Below are 14,325 nucleotides of genomic sequence, written 5' to 3' on the forward strand. Positions count from 1 at the left end.
GGCAGCGCCCCCTCCCCGGCCGGGGAAGGGGCGCTGCGCCGGGGCTCAGCCCTCGATCTTCGTCAGGTCGGCGACGCTCAGGCAGATCTGCCGGATGCGCGAGAGCAGGTTGAGCCGGTTGCGGCGCAGGATCTCGTTCCCGGCATTGATCTGCACCGCGGTGAAGAAGGCGTCGATCGGTGCGCGCAGGGCCGCCATCGCCGCCATCGCGGCACCGAACTCCTCGGCCGCCATCGCCGGGCCGATCGCCGCCTCGGCCGCATCGAGTGCCGCGAACAGCGCCGTCTCTTCCGCCCCTTCGGCAAACTTCGGATCGGCGCCGAAGCTGTATTCGACCCCGTCCTTCGCCTCGGCCTGGCTGAGGATGTTGTTCGCGCGCTTGAAGCCCTGGATCAGGTTGCCGCCATCCTCAGTCTTCAGGAACGCCGCCAGCGCCTCGGCCCGCTTCACCACGAGCGTCAGATCATCGTTGCCCGGCATGGCGAGCACCGCGTCGATCACGTCGTGGCGGATGTTCTGATCCTTCATGAACACCTTCAGCCGGTCATGGAAGAAGGCCAGAAGGTCGGCGGCATCGGTCTTGTCATTCGCCGTCGCGAAAACCTTCGCAAGGTCAAGCCGCAGCCCGTTCGCCAGCACCAGCCGGATCACACCAAGTGCGGCGCGGCGCAGCGCGAAGGGGTCTTTCGAGCCCGTGGGCTTCTCGTCGATCGCCCAGAAGCCGGTGAGCGTGTCGATCTTGTCGGCGAGCGCCACCGCCACCGTCACCGGCTCCGAGGGCACCTCGTCCGAGGGGCCAAGCGGCGAGTAATGGCCCTTGCAGGCATTGGCGACCGCCTCGGGCAGGCCCGCGGCCCGGGCGTAATAGCTGCCCATCAGGCCCTGAAGTTCCGGGAACTCGCCGACCATCGCCGAGCGCAGGTCGGATTTCACCACCCGCGCCGCTTCGGCGGCCAGATCGGGCTGCGCGCCGACCATCGGCGCGATCTCCTGCGCCAGCGCCTCGATGCGTTCGATCCGCGCCGCCTGGGAGCCAAGCTTGTTGTGGAAGGTGACCTGGGCCAGCCCCTCGCCCATGCCCTCGAGCCCCTCGGTCTTCACGATCCGCAGGTCGTGTTCCCAGAAGAACTTGGCATCCGACAGCCGCGCCGAGAGCACCTTGAGGTTGCCCTTCAGGATCGTCGCGCCATGGTCGGCGGTCTCGCGGTTCGCCACGGTGACGAAGCCCTCGATCCGGCCGGTCTTCGGGTTCTTCACCGAGAAGAACTTCTGATGTTCCTTCATCGAGGTCTGCAGCACCTCGGGCGGCAGGCCGAGGAAGGTCTCGGCGATGTCGCCCATCAGCGCGACCGGCCATTCGACCAGCCCCGCGACCTCGGCCAGAAGGCCGCGGTCCGGCACCAGCTCGAGGCCACGCGCGAAAGCGAGCGTCTGCGCCTCGTTCCACAGGATGTCCTCGCGCTCGGCACTGTCGAGCACGACCTTCGCCGCCTTCAGCTTGGCGACGTAATCGTCAAAGCCCGTCACCGCGAAGCGGCCCGGCGCCATGAAGCGGTGGCCCTCGGTGGTGTTGCCCGAGCGGATGCCTTCGACCTCGAGGTCGACGACCTCGGCGCCGGCCTCGGTGGTCAGCAGGCACAGGATCGAATGCAGCGGCCGCACCCATTTCAGCGTGCCCGAGCCCCAGCGCATCGACTTCGGCCAGGGGAAGGTGCGGATCGTCTTTTCCAGCACCTCGGCGACGATCTCGGGCGCGGTGCGGCCGGGTTTCTCGACCACGGCGAAATAGACCTGGCCCTTCTTGTCGTCACGCACCTCGAGCTGCTCGAGGGTGAGGCCGGTCGAGCGCAGGAAGCCCTCGATCGCCTTCTCGTTCGCGCCGGTCGAGGGGCCCTTGCGCTCTTCGCGCAGCGTCGGGCTCTCGGCGCTCAGCCCCTCGAGGGCAAGCGTGAGGCGGCGCGGCGTCGAGAACGCCGCGGCATGGGCATAGGTCAGGCCGGCCTCGACGAGACCGTCGGTCACCAGCTTCTTCAGCGCTTCCCGCGCCCCCGGCTGCATCCGCGCCGGGATCTCCTCGGAGAAGAGTTCAATCAGCAGATCGGGCATATCACTTCCCCGCTTCGTCATTCAGTTGCTGCCAGGCATAGGCCCGGCCATCGGGATAGATCGCCACCACACGGTCGACGCCGGGGTGGATGTCGTGTTCGGACAGGAAGGCCACCGCCCCGCCGGTCTCGAGATCGGTCCCGATCCGGGCCGCATCGAAACAGGAGAACCAGCCCGGCGCGTTGAGCGGCGTGGCCTTGTCATAGACGGTGAAGGTCTCGGTCAGAAGCGCCAGGCTCATCGGCGTGCGGAAGCAGCCGCGATAGCGCAGCGGCGAGCTGTCGGCGTCGATGCCCTGGAAATCCTCGGCGAGGATCGGTTCGGGGGCGCCGGTCTCGATCGCGGTGAGACGGATCTCGGCCGCGGGCGCCGTCGCCTCGACGGCATGATAATAGCCGTAGACCTGCAGGTAATAGACTGCAGCCCCGGTGATCAGCGCGCTGAACACGAGAAAGCCTCCGACATATCGTCCCCTGACCGCCATAGCCCAGCGCATACAGGCCCGCCCGCCGCCGCGCAAGCGCGGGCAAGAGGATTTTGCACAATCGGGCTCATGCCGTTAGACAGGCACGACAGCCGGAAGGAAGACGCATTGGATCCCCTGTTCTTCATCAAGTCGCTCGCCGCCTTCTTCGCGATCATGAACCCGTTCATCGCGTTGCCGATGTTTCTCAGCCTGACCTCGGACTGGGACGCCCCCAGCCGGCACTGCGCGGCGCTGGCCACCATCGTCTTCAGCGCCGGGATGTGCCTCGTGATCGCGGTGGCGGGGCTGCGGGTGCTCTCGGTCTTCGGGATCAGCATCGACGACTTCCGCGTCGCGGGCGGGATCGTGCTGGCGACGATCGGGCTTGGCATGCTGAACGGCAAGGGCCACAGCGCCCATTCGGGCACCCCCGACGAACAAGCCGAGCAGCAGGAGCTTGACAGCATCGCCTTCTACCCGATGACCTTCCCGATGATCGTCGGCCCCGGCACGATCGCCACTCTGGTGATCTTCACCGGGCAGGTACAGGGCCTTGCGGACTCGGTCGCACTCGCCCTCGCGATCGGCTGCGTTTTGCTGGCGATGCTCTGCGTGCTGTGGTTTTCCGGCACCATCACCCGGGTGACGACACAGACGCTGCGCGTCATCATGACCCGGCTGATGGGAATGATCCTGATCGCCATCGCCGTCGACATGGCGACGACGGGGCTGAAGGCGCTGCTGCCGGGGCTGGGCTGAGCGCCCTGCCCCGCGCAGCGGTTACGCGGCCGCGTCGGGCGTCCAGCCGCCGGCGGTGGTCTGCACGAAGGCATCGGCGCATTTCTTCGCCAGCGCCCGGACCCGGCCGATATAGGCCTGCCGCTCGGTCACCGAGATCACGCCCCGCGCGTCGAGCAGGTTGAACAGGTGGCTTGCCTTGATGCACTGGTCATAGGCCGGGTGCACCATGAGGATGCGCTTGCCCGAATTCGGGTCCTCGGCCGGGAAGGACAGCAGCCGCCCGCATTCCGCCTCGGCATCCTCGAAATGGCGCAAGAGCATCTCGGTGTTGGCCGCATCGAAGTTGTGGCGCGAATATTCTTCCTCGGTCTGGCGGAACACGTCGCCATAGGTCAGCGGGATCGGCGCGTCGGGGGCGTTGAACGGCATCTGCATGACGTGGTCGATGCCGAGCACATACATCGCAAGGCGCTCGAGCCCATAGGTCAGCTCGCCCGAGACCGGCTTGCAGTCATGGCCGCCGACCTGCTGGAAATAGGTGAACTGGCTGACTTCCATGCCGTCGCACCAGACTTCCCAGCCCAGGCCCCAGGCGCCGAGCGTCGGGCTTTCCCAGTCGTCCTCGACAAAGCGGATGTCGTGCAGATCAAGGTCGATGCCGATCGCGGCGAGCGAACCGAGATAGAGCTCCTGCAGGTTCGAGGGGCTCGGCTTGATCAGCACCTGATACTGGTAATAGTGCTGCAGCCGGTTCGGGTTCTCGCCATAGCGGCCATCGGTCGGACGGCGCGAGGGCTGGACATAGGCCGCAGCCCAGGGGTTCGAGCCGAGCGAGCGCAGCGTGGTCGCCGGGTGGAAGGTGCCCGCGCCCACCTCCATGTCATAGGGCTGCAACACCGCGCAGCCTTTCGAGGCCCAGTAATTCATGAGCCGCAGGATGATTTCCTGAAACGACCGCGGAGCGACAGGGTTCGACATGGCTTCCCTCTGGTTCAAAGCGCCTTCTCTCTAGGCAAGCGCCGGGCAAGGGTCAACGCCCCGCCCCGCCCCCGGGCCCGATTTCCCGCGATTTCCGGGGTGACGCGGGCGGTCAGCCTGCTAACCTCACCCCGTTTTGAGAACAGGAAGTGGGTTTCACGATGACGGGAATGCGCAGGGCGATGCACCTCGCGACGGCGGCGGGTCTGGCGGGGCTGATCTGGACGGGCCCCGGAGCGGCTGAGCCGGTCTGGCTGCAGATCGAGGCGCAGCCCTCGCTGCCGCAGGCCGAGGAGCGCGCGCGGGACTGGGCCGGCATGTTCCCCGACATCGCCGGTTTCGCGATGTCGACGGGCTGGTATGCCATCGCCATCGGCCCCTTCGCCGACACCGCAGAGGCGACGGCGCGGCTGCGCACGCTGCGCCGCGAGGGGCTGATCCCGGGCGACAGCTATGTCTCGGACGGCGGCCGCTTCCGCGGCCAGTTCTGGCCCAACGGCACCGCCCCCCTGCCCGGGGTGGCCGGGACGCCGGCGCCGGAGGCCCCCGCCCCCGACACCGCTCCCGAAACCGCCGCGGCCGAACCGCCGCCGGCCGAGGCTCCGCCCGCCGCCCCCGAGATCGCCGCCGTCCCTGAGCCGGTGACGCCGGTCGAGACACTGGCCGAGTCGCAGCGGCTCGAGGCCGGCCTCGACCGCGAGGCGCGGATGGAGATTCAGGCCGCCCTCGAATGGCAGGGCTTCTACAACGCCACGATCGACGGCGCCTTCGGCCGCGGCACCCGCGCCGCGATCGCCGCCTGGCAGGCGGCACAGGGCTTTGCACCGACCGGCGTGCTCGCCTCGGCACAGCAGACGCAGCTTCTCGCCGCCGTCGCGGCCGACCGCGCCGCGCTTGGCCTCGAGACCGTCGAGGAGACCGACGCCGGCATCGCCATCGACCTGCCGCTCGGCCTTGTCGAATTCGACCGCTACGACCCGCCCTTCGTCATCTACCGCGCCAAGGACGGTTCGGGCGTCACGGCGCTTTTGCTGTCGCAGACGGGCGACCAGAACGCGCTTTATGGCCTTTACGACCGGATGCAGACGCTGGCGCTGGTGCCCGCCGAGGGCGAACGCAGCCGCAACCGTTCGGGCTTCACCATTTCCGGGCAGAGCGACAGCCTGCACTCCTGGACCGAGGCACATCTGGCAGGCGGGCTGATCAAGGGCTTCACCCTGGCCTGGCCGCCCGGGCAGGAGGCGAAGATGGCGCGGGTGCTCGCCGCGATGAAGGCCTCGTTCCGGCCGATCGGCAGCACCGCGCTCGACCCCTCGCTTGGCACGCCGATGACGGTGACGCGCGGCGACCTGATGGCGGGGCTCGAGCGGCGGCACCCGGAATTCGCCCGCTCCGGCGCCTTCATCGACGACAAGGGCGCGGTGCTGACGGCGGGGGCAGGGCTCGACGCCTGCACCAAGATCACCATCGAGGACGAGGAGGCAGAGCTCGCCTTCGCCGACCCGGCGCTCGGCATCGCGGTGCTGCGGCCGAAGAAGCCGCTTGCCCCGGCGGGGATCGTGACCTTCGAAACCGCCCCGACCGCGCCCGGCGCCCAGGTCGCGGTGGCGGGCTTTTCCTATCCCGAGGCGCTGACCGCGCCGGTGCTGAGCTTCGGCACGCTGTCCGACCTGACCGGCCTTGCCGGCGAAGCCGGCCGCGCCCGGCTCGCGGTGCACACGCTTGCCGGCGACGCGGGCGGGCCGGTGCTCGACGGCTCGGGGGCGCTCGTCGGCGTGGTGCTGCCGCGCGCGGTCGATGGCACGAAGCTGACACCCGCCGACCTGACCGAAGCGGTGCAGGCGATGCCGCTGGTTCAGGTGCTGGCCGAGCATGGCTTCATGCCGACAGCGTCGGAGGCCACGGGCACGCTTGCGGCCGAGGATCTCGCCGTCGAGGCGCAGAAGTTCACCGTGCAGATCGCCTGCTGGAAATGACGGCCGGGAAATGAGCGCGGGCGCGGCGCTCAGCCGCGCCAGAACTTCGGCAAGAGCAGCACGAAGGCCGACATCAGCTCGAGCCGGCCCAGCAGCATGCCGAGGGCCATCAGCCATTTCGCGCTGTCAGGGAAGCGGTCGACGGCGCCATTGGCCGAGACCTCCGGCCCCCAGGCCGGCCCGACATTGGCAATCGCCGTCCAGGCCGCGGTCAGCGCGGTGCGCGGCGCGAGCCCGGTGAGCGACAGCGCGACGATCAGCCCGCCGAAGGTCAGCACGAAAAGGGTGAAGAAGGCGACGACGGAATCGAGCACCTCGCCCTCGACCGCGCGGCCGTCATAGCGCATCCCCATCACCCGGTGCGGGCTGTAGAGCCGCCGGATCGCCACCTTGATCGCCTGCAACAGGATCAGATAGCGGAACACCTTGACCGAGCAGCCGGTCGAGGAGGTGCAGCCGCCGATCAGCCCGGTGATGATCAGCACCACGAAGGCCAGATGCCCCCAGGTGGTGATGTCCTCGGACGCATAGCCGGTGCCGGTGAAGGTGGAGACGACGTTGAACGTCACCTCGCGCAGCGTCGGCCAGAATGCGCTTTCGTGCCGGATCAGCCGATAGAGCACGATCACCGCGATCGCATAGCCATGCCAGCGCAGGAAGGCGCGCACCTGCGGGTCGCGCCACAGCGGCGCGGGATTGCCCTGCGCAAGCTGCACGAAGCGGATGAACGGCATCGCGGCGAGCAGCATGAAGAGCGCGGCCGCGTATTCCGGCGCGCCGCGATAGGTGCCGAAGCTCGCGTCGTAATTCGAGAACCCGCCGGTCGAGAGCGTGGTCAGCGCATGCACCACCGCATCGAAGGCGGTCATGCCAAGCACGGCATAGGTCACCGCGCAGGCCACCGTCAGCCCGACATAGACCCGGATCAGCGCCGAAGAGATGTCCATCGCCCGCGGCAGGATCTTGCCCAGCGTGTCGAAGCCCTCGGAGCGGAAGAACTGCATGCCGCCGACCTTCATCACCGGCAGGAAGATCATCGCCACGATGATGATGCCGAGCCCGCCCAGCCATTGCAGGATCGCGCGCCACAGGTTGGTGCCGGCGGGCAGCTCGTCGAGCTCGGGGATCGCCGTCGTGCCGGTGGTGGTCAGCCCCGACATCGCCTCGAAATAGGCATCGGTGAAATCGAGCCCCGGCGCGCCGGTGAGAAAGGGCAGCGCGCCGAAGGCGGGCAGCACCGCCCAGGCGCCGGTGGTGACGACGAAGCTCTGCCGCAGGCTCAGCATCGAGCCGCGCCCGTCATGGGCCGCCAGCGCCACCAGACCGCCCGCGGTCATGGTGACGATCGCCGCCTCGAGGAAGGCGCCGGCATTGGCGTCACCGCGCAGGAAATCGAGCGCGGCCGGGATCAGCATCGCCGCCCCGAGGGCCGTGGCCAGCAGGCCGATGATGTAGCCCACCGGGCGCAACTCGATCATGGCCCCTGCTTGCCCGCCCCCCCGCCGCACGTCAATAGCGCGCCGCGTTGCGGCCAACTTTGCAAACATTTCCAAATTGGTCAGTTAATTTGCTCAATTTCGCAGAATTAACTTGCGCTGCATCGCAGCGACGCTAGGTTTTCCGGCACCACTGCGGGGAGGGTCCATGATGTTCCGCAAGATTCTGATCGCCAACCGGGGCGAAATTGCCATCCGCGTGATGCGGGCTGCCAATGAACTCGGCAAGAAGACCGTCGCCGTCTATGCCGAGGAAGACAAGCTCTCCCTGCACCGCTTCAAGGCGGATGAGGCCTACCGCATCGGCGCCGGGCTGAGCCCCGTGGGCGCCTATCTCTCGATCCCCGAGATCATCCGCGTCGCGCAGGAATCGGGCGCCGACGCGATCCACCCGGGCTATGGGCTGCTGTCGGAAAACCCCGATTTCGTCGAGGCCTGCGACAAGGCCGGCATCACCTTCATCGGCCCGCGCGCCGAGACCATGCGCGCGCTTGGCGACAAGGCTTCGGCCCGGCATGTAGCGATGAAGGCGGGCGTGCCGGTGATCCCGGCGACCGAGGTGCTGGGCGACGATTTCGACGCGATCAAGACCGAGGCCGCCGCGATCGGCTATCCGCTGATGCTGAAGGCGAGCTGGGGCGGCGGCGGGCGCGGCATGCGCCCGATCATGGGCCCCGAGGAGCTGGTCGAGAAGGTGCGCGAGGGCCGGCGCGAGGCCGAGGCCGCCTTCGGCAATGGCGAGGGTTATCTGGAAAAGATGATCCTGCGCGCCCGCCATGTCGAGGTGCAGCTGCTCGGCGACACGCACGGTCATCTCTACCACCTCTTCGAGCGTGACTGCACCGTGCAGCGGCGCAACCAGAAGGTGGTCGAGCGCGCCCCCGCCCCCTATCTGACGCCCGAGCAGCGCGCCGAGGTCTGCGGCCTTGCGCTGCAGATCGGCAATGCGGTCGGCTATCAGAACGCCGGCACCGTCGAGTTCCTGATGGACATGGACGAGGGCCGTTTCTACTTCATCGAGGTCAACCCGCGCGTGCAGGTCGAGCATACCGTGACCGAAGAGGTCACCGGCATCGACATCGTGCAGGCGCAGATCCGCATCGCCGAGGGCGCGACGCTCGCCGAGGCGACGGGCGCCGCCGGCCAGTCCGAGGTGACGCTTTCGGGCCATGCGCTGCAGTGCCGGGTGACGACCGAGGACCCGCAGAACAACTTCATCCCCGATTACGGCCGCATCACCGCCTATCGCACCGCGACCGGCATGGGGATCCGGCTTGACGGCGGCACCGCCTATGCCGGCGGCGTCATCACCCGCTATTACGACAGCCTGCTGGTGAAGGTGACCGCCTGGGCGCAGACCCCCGACCAGACCATCCACCGCATGGACCGCGCGCTGCGCGAGTTCCGCATCCGCGGCGTGAGCACCAACATTGATTTCGTCATCAACCTGCTCAAGCACCCGACCTTCCTGAGCATGGGCTACACGACGAAGTTCATCGACACCACGCCCGAGCTCTTCCAGTTCAAGAAGCGGCGCGACCGCGGCACCAAGATCCTGACCTACATCGCCGACATCACGGTGAACGGCCATCCCGAGACCGCGGGCCGGCCGAAGCCGCCGGCCGAGGCACGCCCGCCGCGCCTGCCCGAGATCAAGGGCCCGGTCCGTCCCGGCACCCGGCAGTTGCTCGAGGCCGAAGGGCCGAAGGCGGTGGCCGACTGGATGAAGGCGCAAAAGCGGCTGCTGCTGACCGACACCACGATGCGCGACGGCCACCAGTCGCTTTTGGCGACCCGGATGCGCTCGATCGACATGGTCACCGCGGCGCCGGTCTATGCGGCCAATCTGGGCGATCTGTTCTCGGTCGAGTGCTGGGGCGGCGCCACCTTCGACGTCGCCTATCGCTTCTTGCAGGAATGCCCCTGGCAGCGGCTGCGCGACATCCGCGCGGCGATGCCGAACGTGCTGACGCAGATGCTGCTGCGCGCCTCGAACGGGGTCGGCTATACCAACTATCCCGACAATGTGGTGCGGTTCTTCGTGGCGCAGGCGGCGAAGACCGGCGTCGATGTGTTCCGCGTCTTCGACAGCCTGAACTGGGTCGAGAACATGCGCGTCGCGATGGATGCGGTGATCGAGGCCGAGAAGATCTGCGAGGGCACGATCTGCTACACCGGCGACATCCTGAACCCCGAGCGGGCGAAATACGACCTGAAGTATTACGTCGCGATGGCGAAGGAGCTCGAGGCCGCGGGCGCCCATGTGCTCGGCCTGAAGGACATGGCGGGGCTGCTCAAGCCCGCCGCCGCCCGGGCCCTCGTCACCGCGCTGAAGGAGGAGGTGGGCCTGCCCATTCACTTCCACACCCATGACACCTCGGGCATCGCCGGAGCCACGGTTCTGGCCGCGGCCGAGGCGGGCGTCGATGCCGTAGACGCGGCGATGGACGCCTTCTCGGGCGGCACCTCGCAGCCCTGCCTCGGCTCGATCGTCGAGGCGCTCGCGCATACCGAGCGTGACACCGGCCTCGACATCGACGCGATCCGGCGGATGTCGAACTATTGGGAGGCGGTGCGCACGCAATATGCGGCCTTCGAATCGGGCACGCGGGCGCCCGCCTCGGAAGTCTGGCTGCACGAGATGCCGGGGGGCCAGTTCACCAACCTCAAGGCGCAGGCGCGCAGCCTTGGCCTCGAGGAACGCTGGCACGCGGTGGCGCAGGCCTATGCCGACGCGAACCAGATCTTCGGCGACATCGTGAAGGTCACGCCGTCGTCGAAGGTGGTGGGCGACATGGCGCTGATGATGGTGGCGCAGGGGCTGTCGAAGGCCGATGTGCTTGATCCCGAGCGCGACATGGCCTTCCCCGACTCGGTCGTCGACATGCTGAAGGGCAACCTTGGCCAGCCGCCCGGAGGCTGGCCCGAGGCAATCGTGAAGAAGGCGCTGAAGGGCGAGCCCGCCTCGACCGAGCGGCCGGGGCTGCATCTGCCGGCGGTCGATCTCGAGGCGACGCGGGCAAAGCTTTCGGCCGAGCTGAACGGCTATGCCGTCGATGACGAGGATCTGGCGGGCTACCTGATGTATCCGAAGGTCTTCCTCGACTACATGGGCCGGCACCGGCAATACGGGCCGGTGCGCTCCCTGCCGACGCCGGTCTTCTTCTACGGCATGCAGGCGGGCGAGCAGATCTCGGCCGAGATCGACCCGGGCAAGACGCTCGAGATCCGCTATCAGACGATGAGCGAGACCGACGAGGCCGGCGAGGTGAAGGTGTTCTTCGAGCTGAACGGCCAGCCGCGCGCGGTGCGCGTGCCGAACCGGGCGGTGAAATCGGCAGTGAAGGCGCGGCCGAAGGCCGAGGCCGGCAACCCCGCCCATGTCGGCGCGCCGATGCCCGGATCGGTCGCCTCGGTCACCGTCGCGGTCGGGCAGAAGGTGGCGCAGGGCGACCTGCTGCTGACGATCGAGGCGATGAAGATGGAAACCGGCATCCACGCCGATCGCGCCGCCACGGTGAAGGCCGTGCATGTCGCGCCCGGCGCACAGATCGACGCCAAGGACCTGCTCGTCGAGCTCGAGTGAGCCCCGGCCCGTTTCCCCTTGTCCTCGCGCCCGCGGCCGGTCAGGCTTGCGGGCGCGATCACATAGGGAGACGTCGATGATCACTGCCGGCTATGCGCTGCCGCTCGTTGCGCTTTATATTTTCCTGTCGCTGCATGTGGTGAATGCGCGCAAGACGCATCGCGTCTCGATCGGCGACGGCGGCAAGGATGACCTCGCGCTGCGGATCCGCACGCATGGCAACCTCGCCGAATATGCGCCCTTCGGCATCGTGATGCTGCTTCTGGCCGAGCTGGCCGGCGCCGGCGCGATCGCGCTGCACCTGTCGGGGGCGGCGCTGGTCGTGGGGCGGGCCCTGCATGCCTGGGCGCTTGGCTTCGGCGGCCCGATGGGGGCGCGCGTCGCCGGCATGGTGCTGACCCTTCTGTCGCTCGCCGCCAGCGCGGTGCTGGCGGTTCTGGCCTGAGACGCGAAAAGGGGGGGGCCTGAGCCCCCCTTCCCACCGGAATTGCCCCGGTCAGAGCGACTCGATGAAGTCGTTGACCTCGCGCTTTGCCGCATCCTTCGAGCGGCCGTATTTCTGCTGGATCAGCCCGGCCAGGCGTTCGGCATTGCCGGCCACCTGCTCGACCTCGTCATCGGTCAGCGCCCCCCATTTCGCGCGCACGCTGCCCTTGATCTCCATCCACTTGCCTTCGAGCATGTCGGTGTTCATCACTTGCCTCCGTCTGCGGTTTCGGGTCCGGGCAGATCTTTCCGCCCTGCCCGCTGTCAACGGCCTTGCCCCGCAGGAGGTTCCCACCTCGCGCCCGGTCGCCGCCGCGGGCCCGCCGCAGGAAATTTTCGGAGCGGCGAATTTTTCCTCTTGCAGCCCCCCGCCCGATCCCATAAATCGCCTCCACCGAACGACGGTGCGGGCGTAGCTCAGGGGTAGAGCATTACCTTGCCAAGGTAAGGGTCGTGAGTTCGAATCTCATCGCCCGCTCCAGTTCGGAAACATATCGCTGCATGCGGGCGTAGCTCAGGGGTAGAGCATTACCTTGCCAAGGTAAGGGTCGTGAGTTCGAATCTCATCGCCCGCTCCAGCGAAATGAATGCGAAACGGACCGCTTCGGCGGTCCTTTTGCTTTTCCGCCCCTCCTTCACGACCACGCGCCCGCAGCCGCCCGGCCGGCGGCCGCGCCGCAACAGTTGCAAGCCCCTGCTTTGCAAGCCGCGCCCCGCGCCCTATAAGGCGGTGACACGGAAGGGAGCGACGATGCGCAAGGCCACCATCACCCGCAAGACCGCCGAGACCGAGATCTCGGTCGAGATCGACCTCGACGGCACCGGCAGCTACCGGAACGTGACCGGGGTGGGCTTTTTCGACCACATGCTCGACCAGCTTGCCCGCCACTCGCTGATCGACCTGACGATCACCGCACAGGGCGATCTGCACATCGACGACCACCACACCGTCGAGGACACGGGCATCGCCCTTGGCCAGGCCCTGGTGCAGGCGCTCGGCGACAAGAAGGGCATCCGCCGCTACGGCCATTTCGCGCTCGCCATGGACGACACCCAGATCGCCACCGCGCTCGACCTGTCGGGCCGGCCTTACCTGGTGTGGAACGTCGACTTCCCGACGCAGAAGATCGGCACCTTCGACACCGAGCTGGTGCGCGAGTTCTTCCAGGCGCTCTCGACCAATGGCGGCATCACGCTGCATGTCGACAAGGTGCACGGGATCAACAGCCACCACATCGCCGAGGCGGCCTTCAAGTCGGTCGCCCGGGCACTGCGCGCCGCCGTCGAGATCGACCCGCGCATGGCCGGGGTGCTGCCCTCGACCAAGGGCGCGCTCTGAGAAGGAAAGACAGATGAGCCTCACCGTTCTGGTCGATTACGATTCGGGCAACCTGCATTCGGCGCGCAAGGCCTTCGAGCGGATGGCGCTCGAGCTCGGTCAGGGCTCGGTCGTCGTCAGTTCCGAGCCCGACGTGGTGGCGCGCGCCGACCGCATCGTGCTGCCGGGCGACGGCGCCTTCCCGTCCTGCCGCGCGGCGCTGACCCGCTTCACCGGCCTCTTCGAGGCGATCGAGGAAGCGGTGCACAAGAAGGGCACGCCCTTCCTTGGCATCTGCATCGGCATGCAGATGATGGCGAGCCGCGGGCTCGAATTCGAACCGACCGAGGGCTTCGGCTGGATCCCGGGCGAGGTGGTGCGCATCACCCCCGCCGACCCGGCGCTGAAGGTGCCGCACATGGGCTGGAACGATCTGGTGATCGACCGCCCGCATGCGCTGCTGGCGGGCATCGAGACCGGCGATCACGCCTATTTCGTGCATTCCTACCACTTCCGCGTGGCAAACCCCGAGCATCTGCTCGCCCATGTCGACTATGCCGGGCCGATCACCGCGATCGTCGGGCGCGACAACATGGTAGGCACGCAGTTCCACCCGGAGAAATCGCAGCGCACCGGGCTGCGGCTGATCTCGAACTTCCTGCAGTGGACCCCATGAAAAAGGGCGCCCTCGGGCGCCCTTTCCGCTGCGGTCTGCGGCCGCGTCACTTCACCCGCGACCAGTCCTGCTTGGCGCAGAACAGCCCGCCAAGGACACAGCCCGACAGCTTCATCGCATCGCCCGCCAGGGCGATCTTGCCGATGTAGGTCTTGTCGTTCGACGGCCGCCAGACCTTGCCCTCGTAGGCGCCGCTGCCCTTCGGCGCCATGTCGATGACGATCTGCCGGCCGATGTTGGGCGACTTGTATTCGCCGCCGTCCTTGAAGGTGCGGGTGATCTTGCCGCAATAGGCCGGCCCGCAGGGCGCGATCTGCACCAGCGCATAGGCGCCGTCATCGGCCTGGGTCTGCCACAGCCCCTCGATCGGATCGGCGCCCGCGGCGCCCGCGGCGAGCGCAAGCGCCCCCGCCAGCAGAATGCATTTCATCGTCTCTCCTCCCGGTTTCCCTGCGCGTCATCTGGCCATGCGCCCCGATTCCCGGCAAGCCTGACG

The 14,325-nt window shown here is 67.9% G+C and carries 12 protein-coding genes and 2 tRNA genes; 8 read left to right on the top strand and 6 right to left on the bottom strand.

Going from position 1 to position 14,325, the window contains the following annotated elements:
• Positions 1–45: 45 nt before the first annotated feature.
• Together glyS and EOW66_RS01545 are read right to left on the bottom strand one after the other, a co-directional pair.
• Positions 46–2,106, bottom strand: coding sequence for a glycine--tRNA ligase subunit beta (gene glyS / locus EOW66_RS01540; protein ID WP_128154294.1), 2,061 nt, complete (start codon positions 2,104–2,106; stop codon positions 46–48).
• 1 nt (position 2,107) lies between these two features.
• On the bottom strand, positions 2,108–2,590 hold the full coding sequence (locus tag EOW66_RS01545) for a DUF6446 family protein (protein WP_128154296.1): 483 nt from the start codon (positions 2,588–2,590) through the stop codon (positions 2,108–2,110).
• A gap of 108 nt (positions 2,591–2,698) precedes the next feature.
• On the opposite strand from EOW66_RS01545, the gene EOW66_RS01550 reads away from it, so the two are divergent.
• The gene (locus EOW66_RS01550; RefSeq protein ID WP_206363655.1) at positions 2,699–3,331 is read left to right on the top strand and encodes a MarC family protein; all 633 of its coding nucleotides are present in this window, start codon (positions 2,699–2,701) and stop codon (positions 3,329–3,331) included.
• 21 nt (positions 3,332–3,352) lie between these two features.
• Here EOW66_RS01550 and EOW66_RS01555 read toward each other — a convergent pair whose 3' ends face one another.
• Entirely contained in the window at positions 3,353–4,291 is a 939-nt protein-coding gene (locus EOW66_RS01555) for a glycine--tRNA ligase subunit alpha (RefSeq protein WP_113900940.1), read from the bottom strand.
• 170 nt (positions 4,292–4,461) lie between these two features.
• Between EOW66_RS01555 and EOW66_RS01560 the strand changes: the two genes are divergently transcribed.
• Positions 4,462–6,267 carry a peptidoglycan-binding protein gene (locus tag EOW66_RS01560; protein WP_164880990.1) on the top strand — a complete coding sequence of 602 codons (1,806 nt, stop codon included), beginning with the start codon at positions 4,462–4,464 and terminating at the stop codon, positions 6,265–6,267.
• Between the two features lie 29 nt (positions 6,268–6,296).
• Here EOW66_RS01560 and EOW66_RS01565 read toward each other — a convergent pair whose 3' ends face one another.
• On the bottom strand, positions 6,297–7,745 hold the full coding sequence (locus tag EOW66_RS01565) for a TrkH family potassium uptake protein (protein WP_128154300.1): 1,449 nt from the start codon (positions 7,743–7,745) through the stop codon (positions 6,297–6,299).
• Between the two features lie 169 nt (positions 7,746–7,914).
• Between EOW66_RS01565 and EOW66_RS01570 the strand changes: the two genes are divergently transcribed.
• Complete coding sequence (locus EOW66_RS01570; protein WP_128154301.1) at positions 7,915–11,349, top strand: pyruvate carboxylase; 3,435 nt, start codon at positions 7,915–7,917, stop codon at positions 11,347–11,349.
• 76 nt (positions 11,350–11,425) lie between these two features.
• Complete coding sequence (locus tag EOW66_RS01575; RefSeq protein WP_113901851.1) at positions 11,426–11,794, top strand: MAPEG family protein; 369 nt, start codon at positions 11,426–11,428, stop codon at positions 11,792–11,794.
• A 51-nt stretch (positions 11,795–11,845) separates the two neighbouring features.
• Here the strand turns inward: EOW66_RS01575 and EOW66_RS01580 are convergent, their stop codons facing one another.
• On the bottom strand, positions 11,846–12,043 hold the full coding sequence (locus tag EOW66_RS01580; RefSeq protein ID WP_128154303.1) for a CsbD family protein: 198 nt from the start codon (positions 12,041–12,043) through the stop codon (positions 11,846–11,848).
• A gap of 198 nt (positions 12,044–12,241) precedes the next feature.
• On the opposite strand from EOW66_RS01580, the gene EOW66_RS01585 reads away from it, so the two are divergent.
• From EOW66_RS01585 to hisH, 4 genes are all read left to right on the top strand, one after another.
• A tRNA-Gly gene (locus EOW66_RS01585) sits at positions 12,242–12,316 on the top strand.
• A 22-nt stretch (positions 12,317–12,338) separates the two neighbouring features.
• Positions 12,339–12,413, top strand: a tRNA-Gly gene (locus EOW66_RS01590).
• A 173-nt stretch (positions 12,414–12,586) separates the two neighbouring features.
• Positions 12,587–13,174 (top strand): imidazoleglycerol-phosphate dehydratase HisB, encoded by a 588-nt coding sequence (hisB, locus tag EOW66_RS01595; RefSeq protein WP_128154305.1) that lies wholly within the window; start codon positions 12,587–12,589, stop codon positions 13,172–13,174.
• A gap of 13 nt (positions 13,175–13,187) precedes the next feature.
• Entirely contained in the window at positions 13,188–13,829 is a 642-nt protein-coding gene (gene hisH, locus EOW66_RS01600; RefSeq protein ID WP_128154306.1) for an imidazole glycerol phosphate synthase subunit HisH, read from the top strand.
• A 46-nt stretch (positions 13,830–13,875) separates the two neighbouring features.
• On the opposite strand, the gene EOW66_RS01605 is transcribed toward hisH, so the two are convergent.
• Positions 13,876–14,259, bottom strand: a complete 384-nt coding sequence (locus EOW66_RS01605) for a DUF2147 domain-containing protein (protein WP_113901847.1) — start codon at positions 14,257–14,259, stop codon at positions 13,876–13,878.
• Positions 14,260–14,325 lie beyond the last annotated feature (66 nt).

The sequence above is a fragment of the Paenirhodobacter huangdaonensis genome, assembly GCF_004022465.1.
Lineage (GTDB): Bacteria > Pseudomonadota > Alphaproteobacteria > Rhodobacterales > Rhodobacteraceae > Rhodobacter > Rhodobacter huangdaonensis.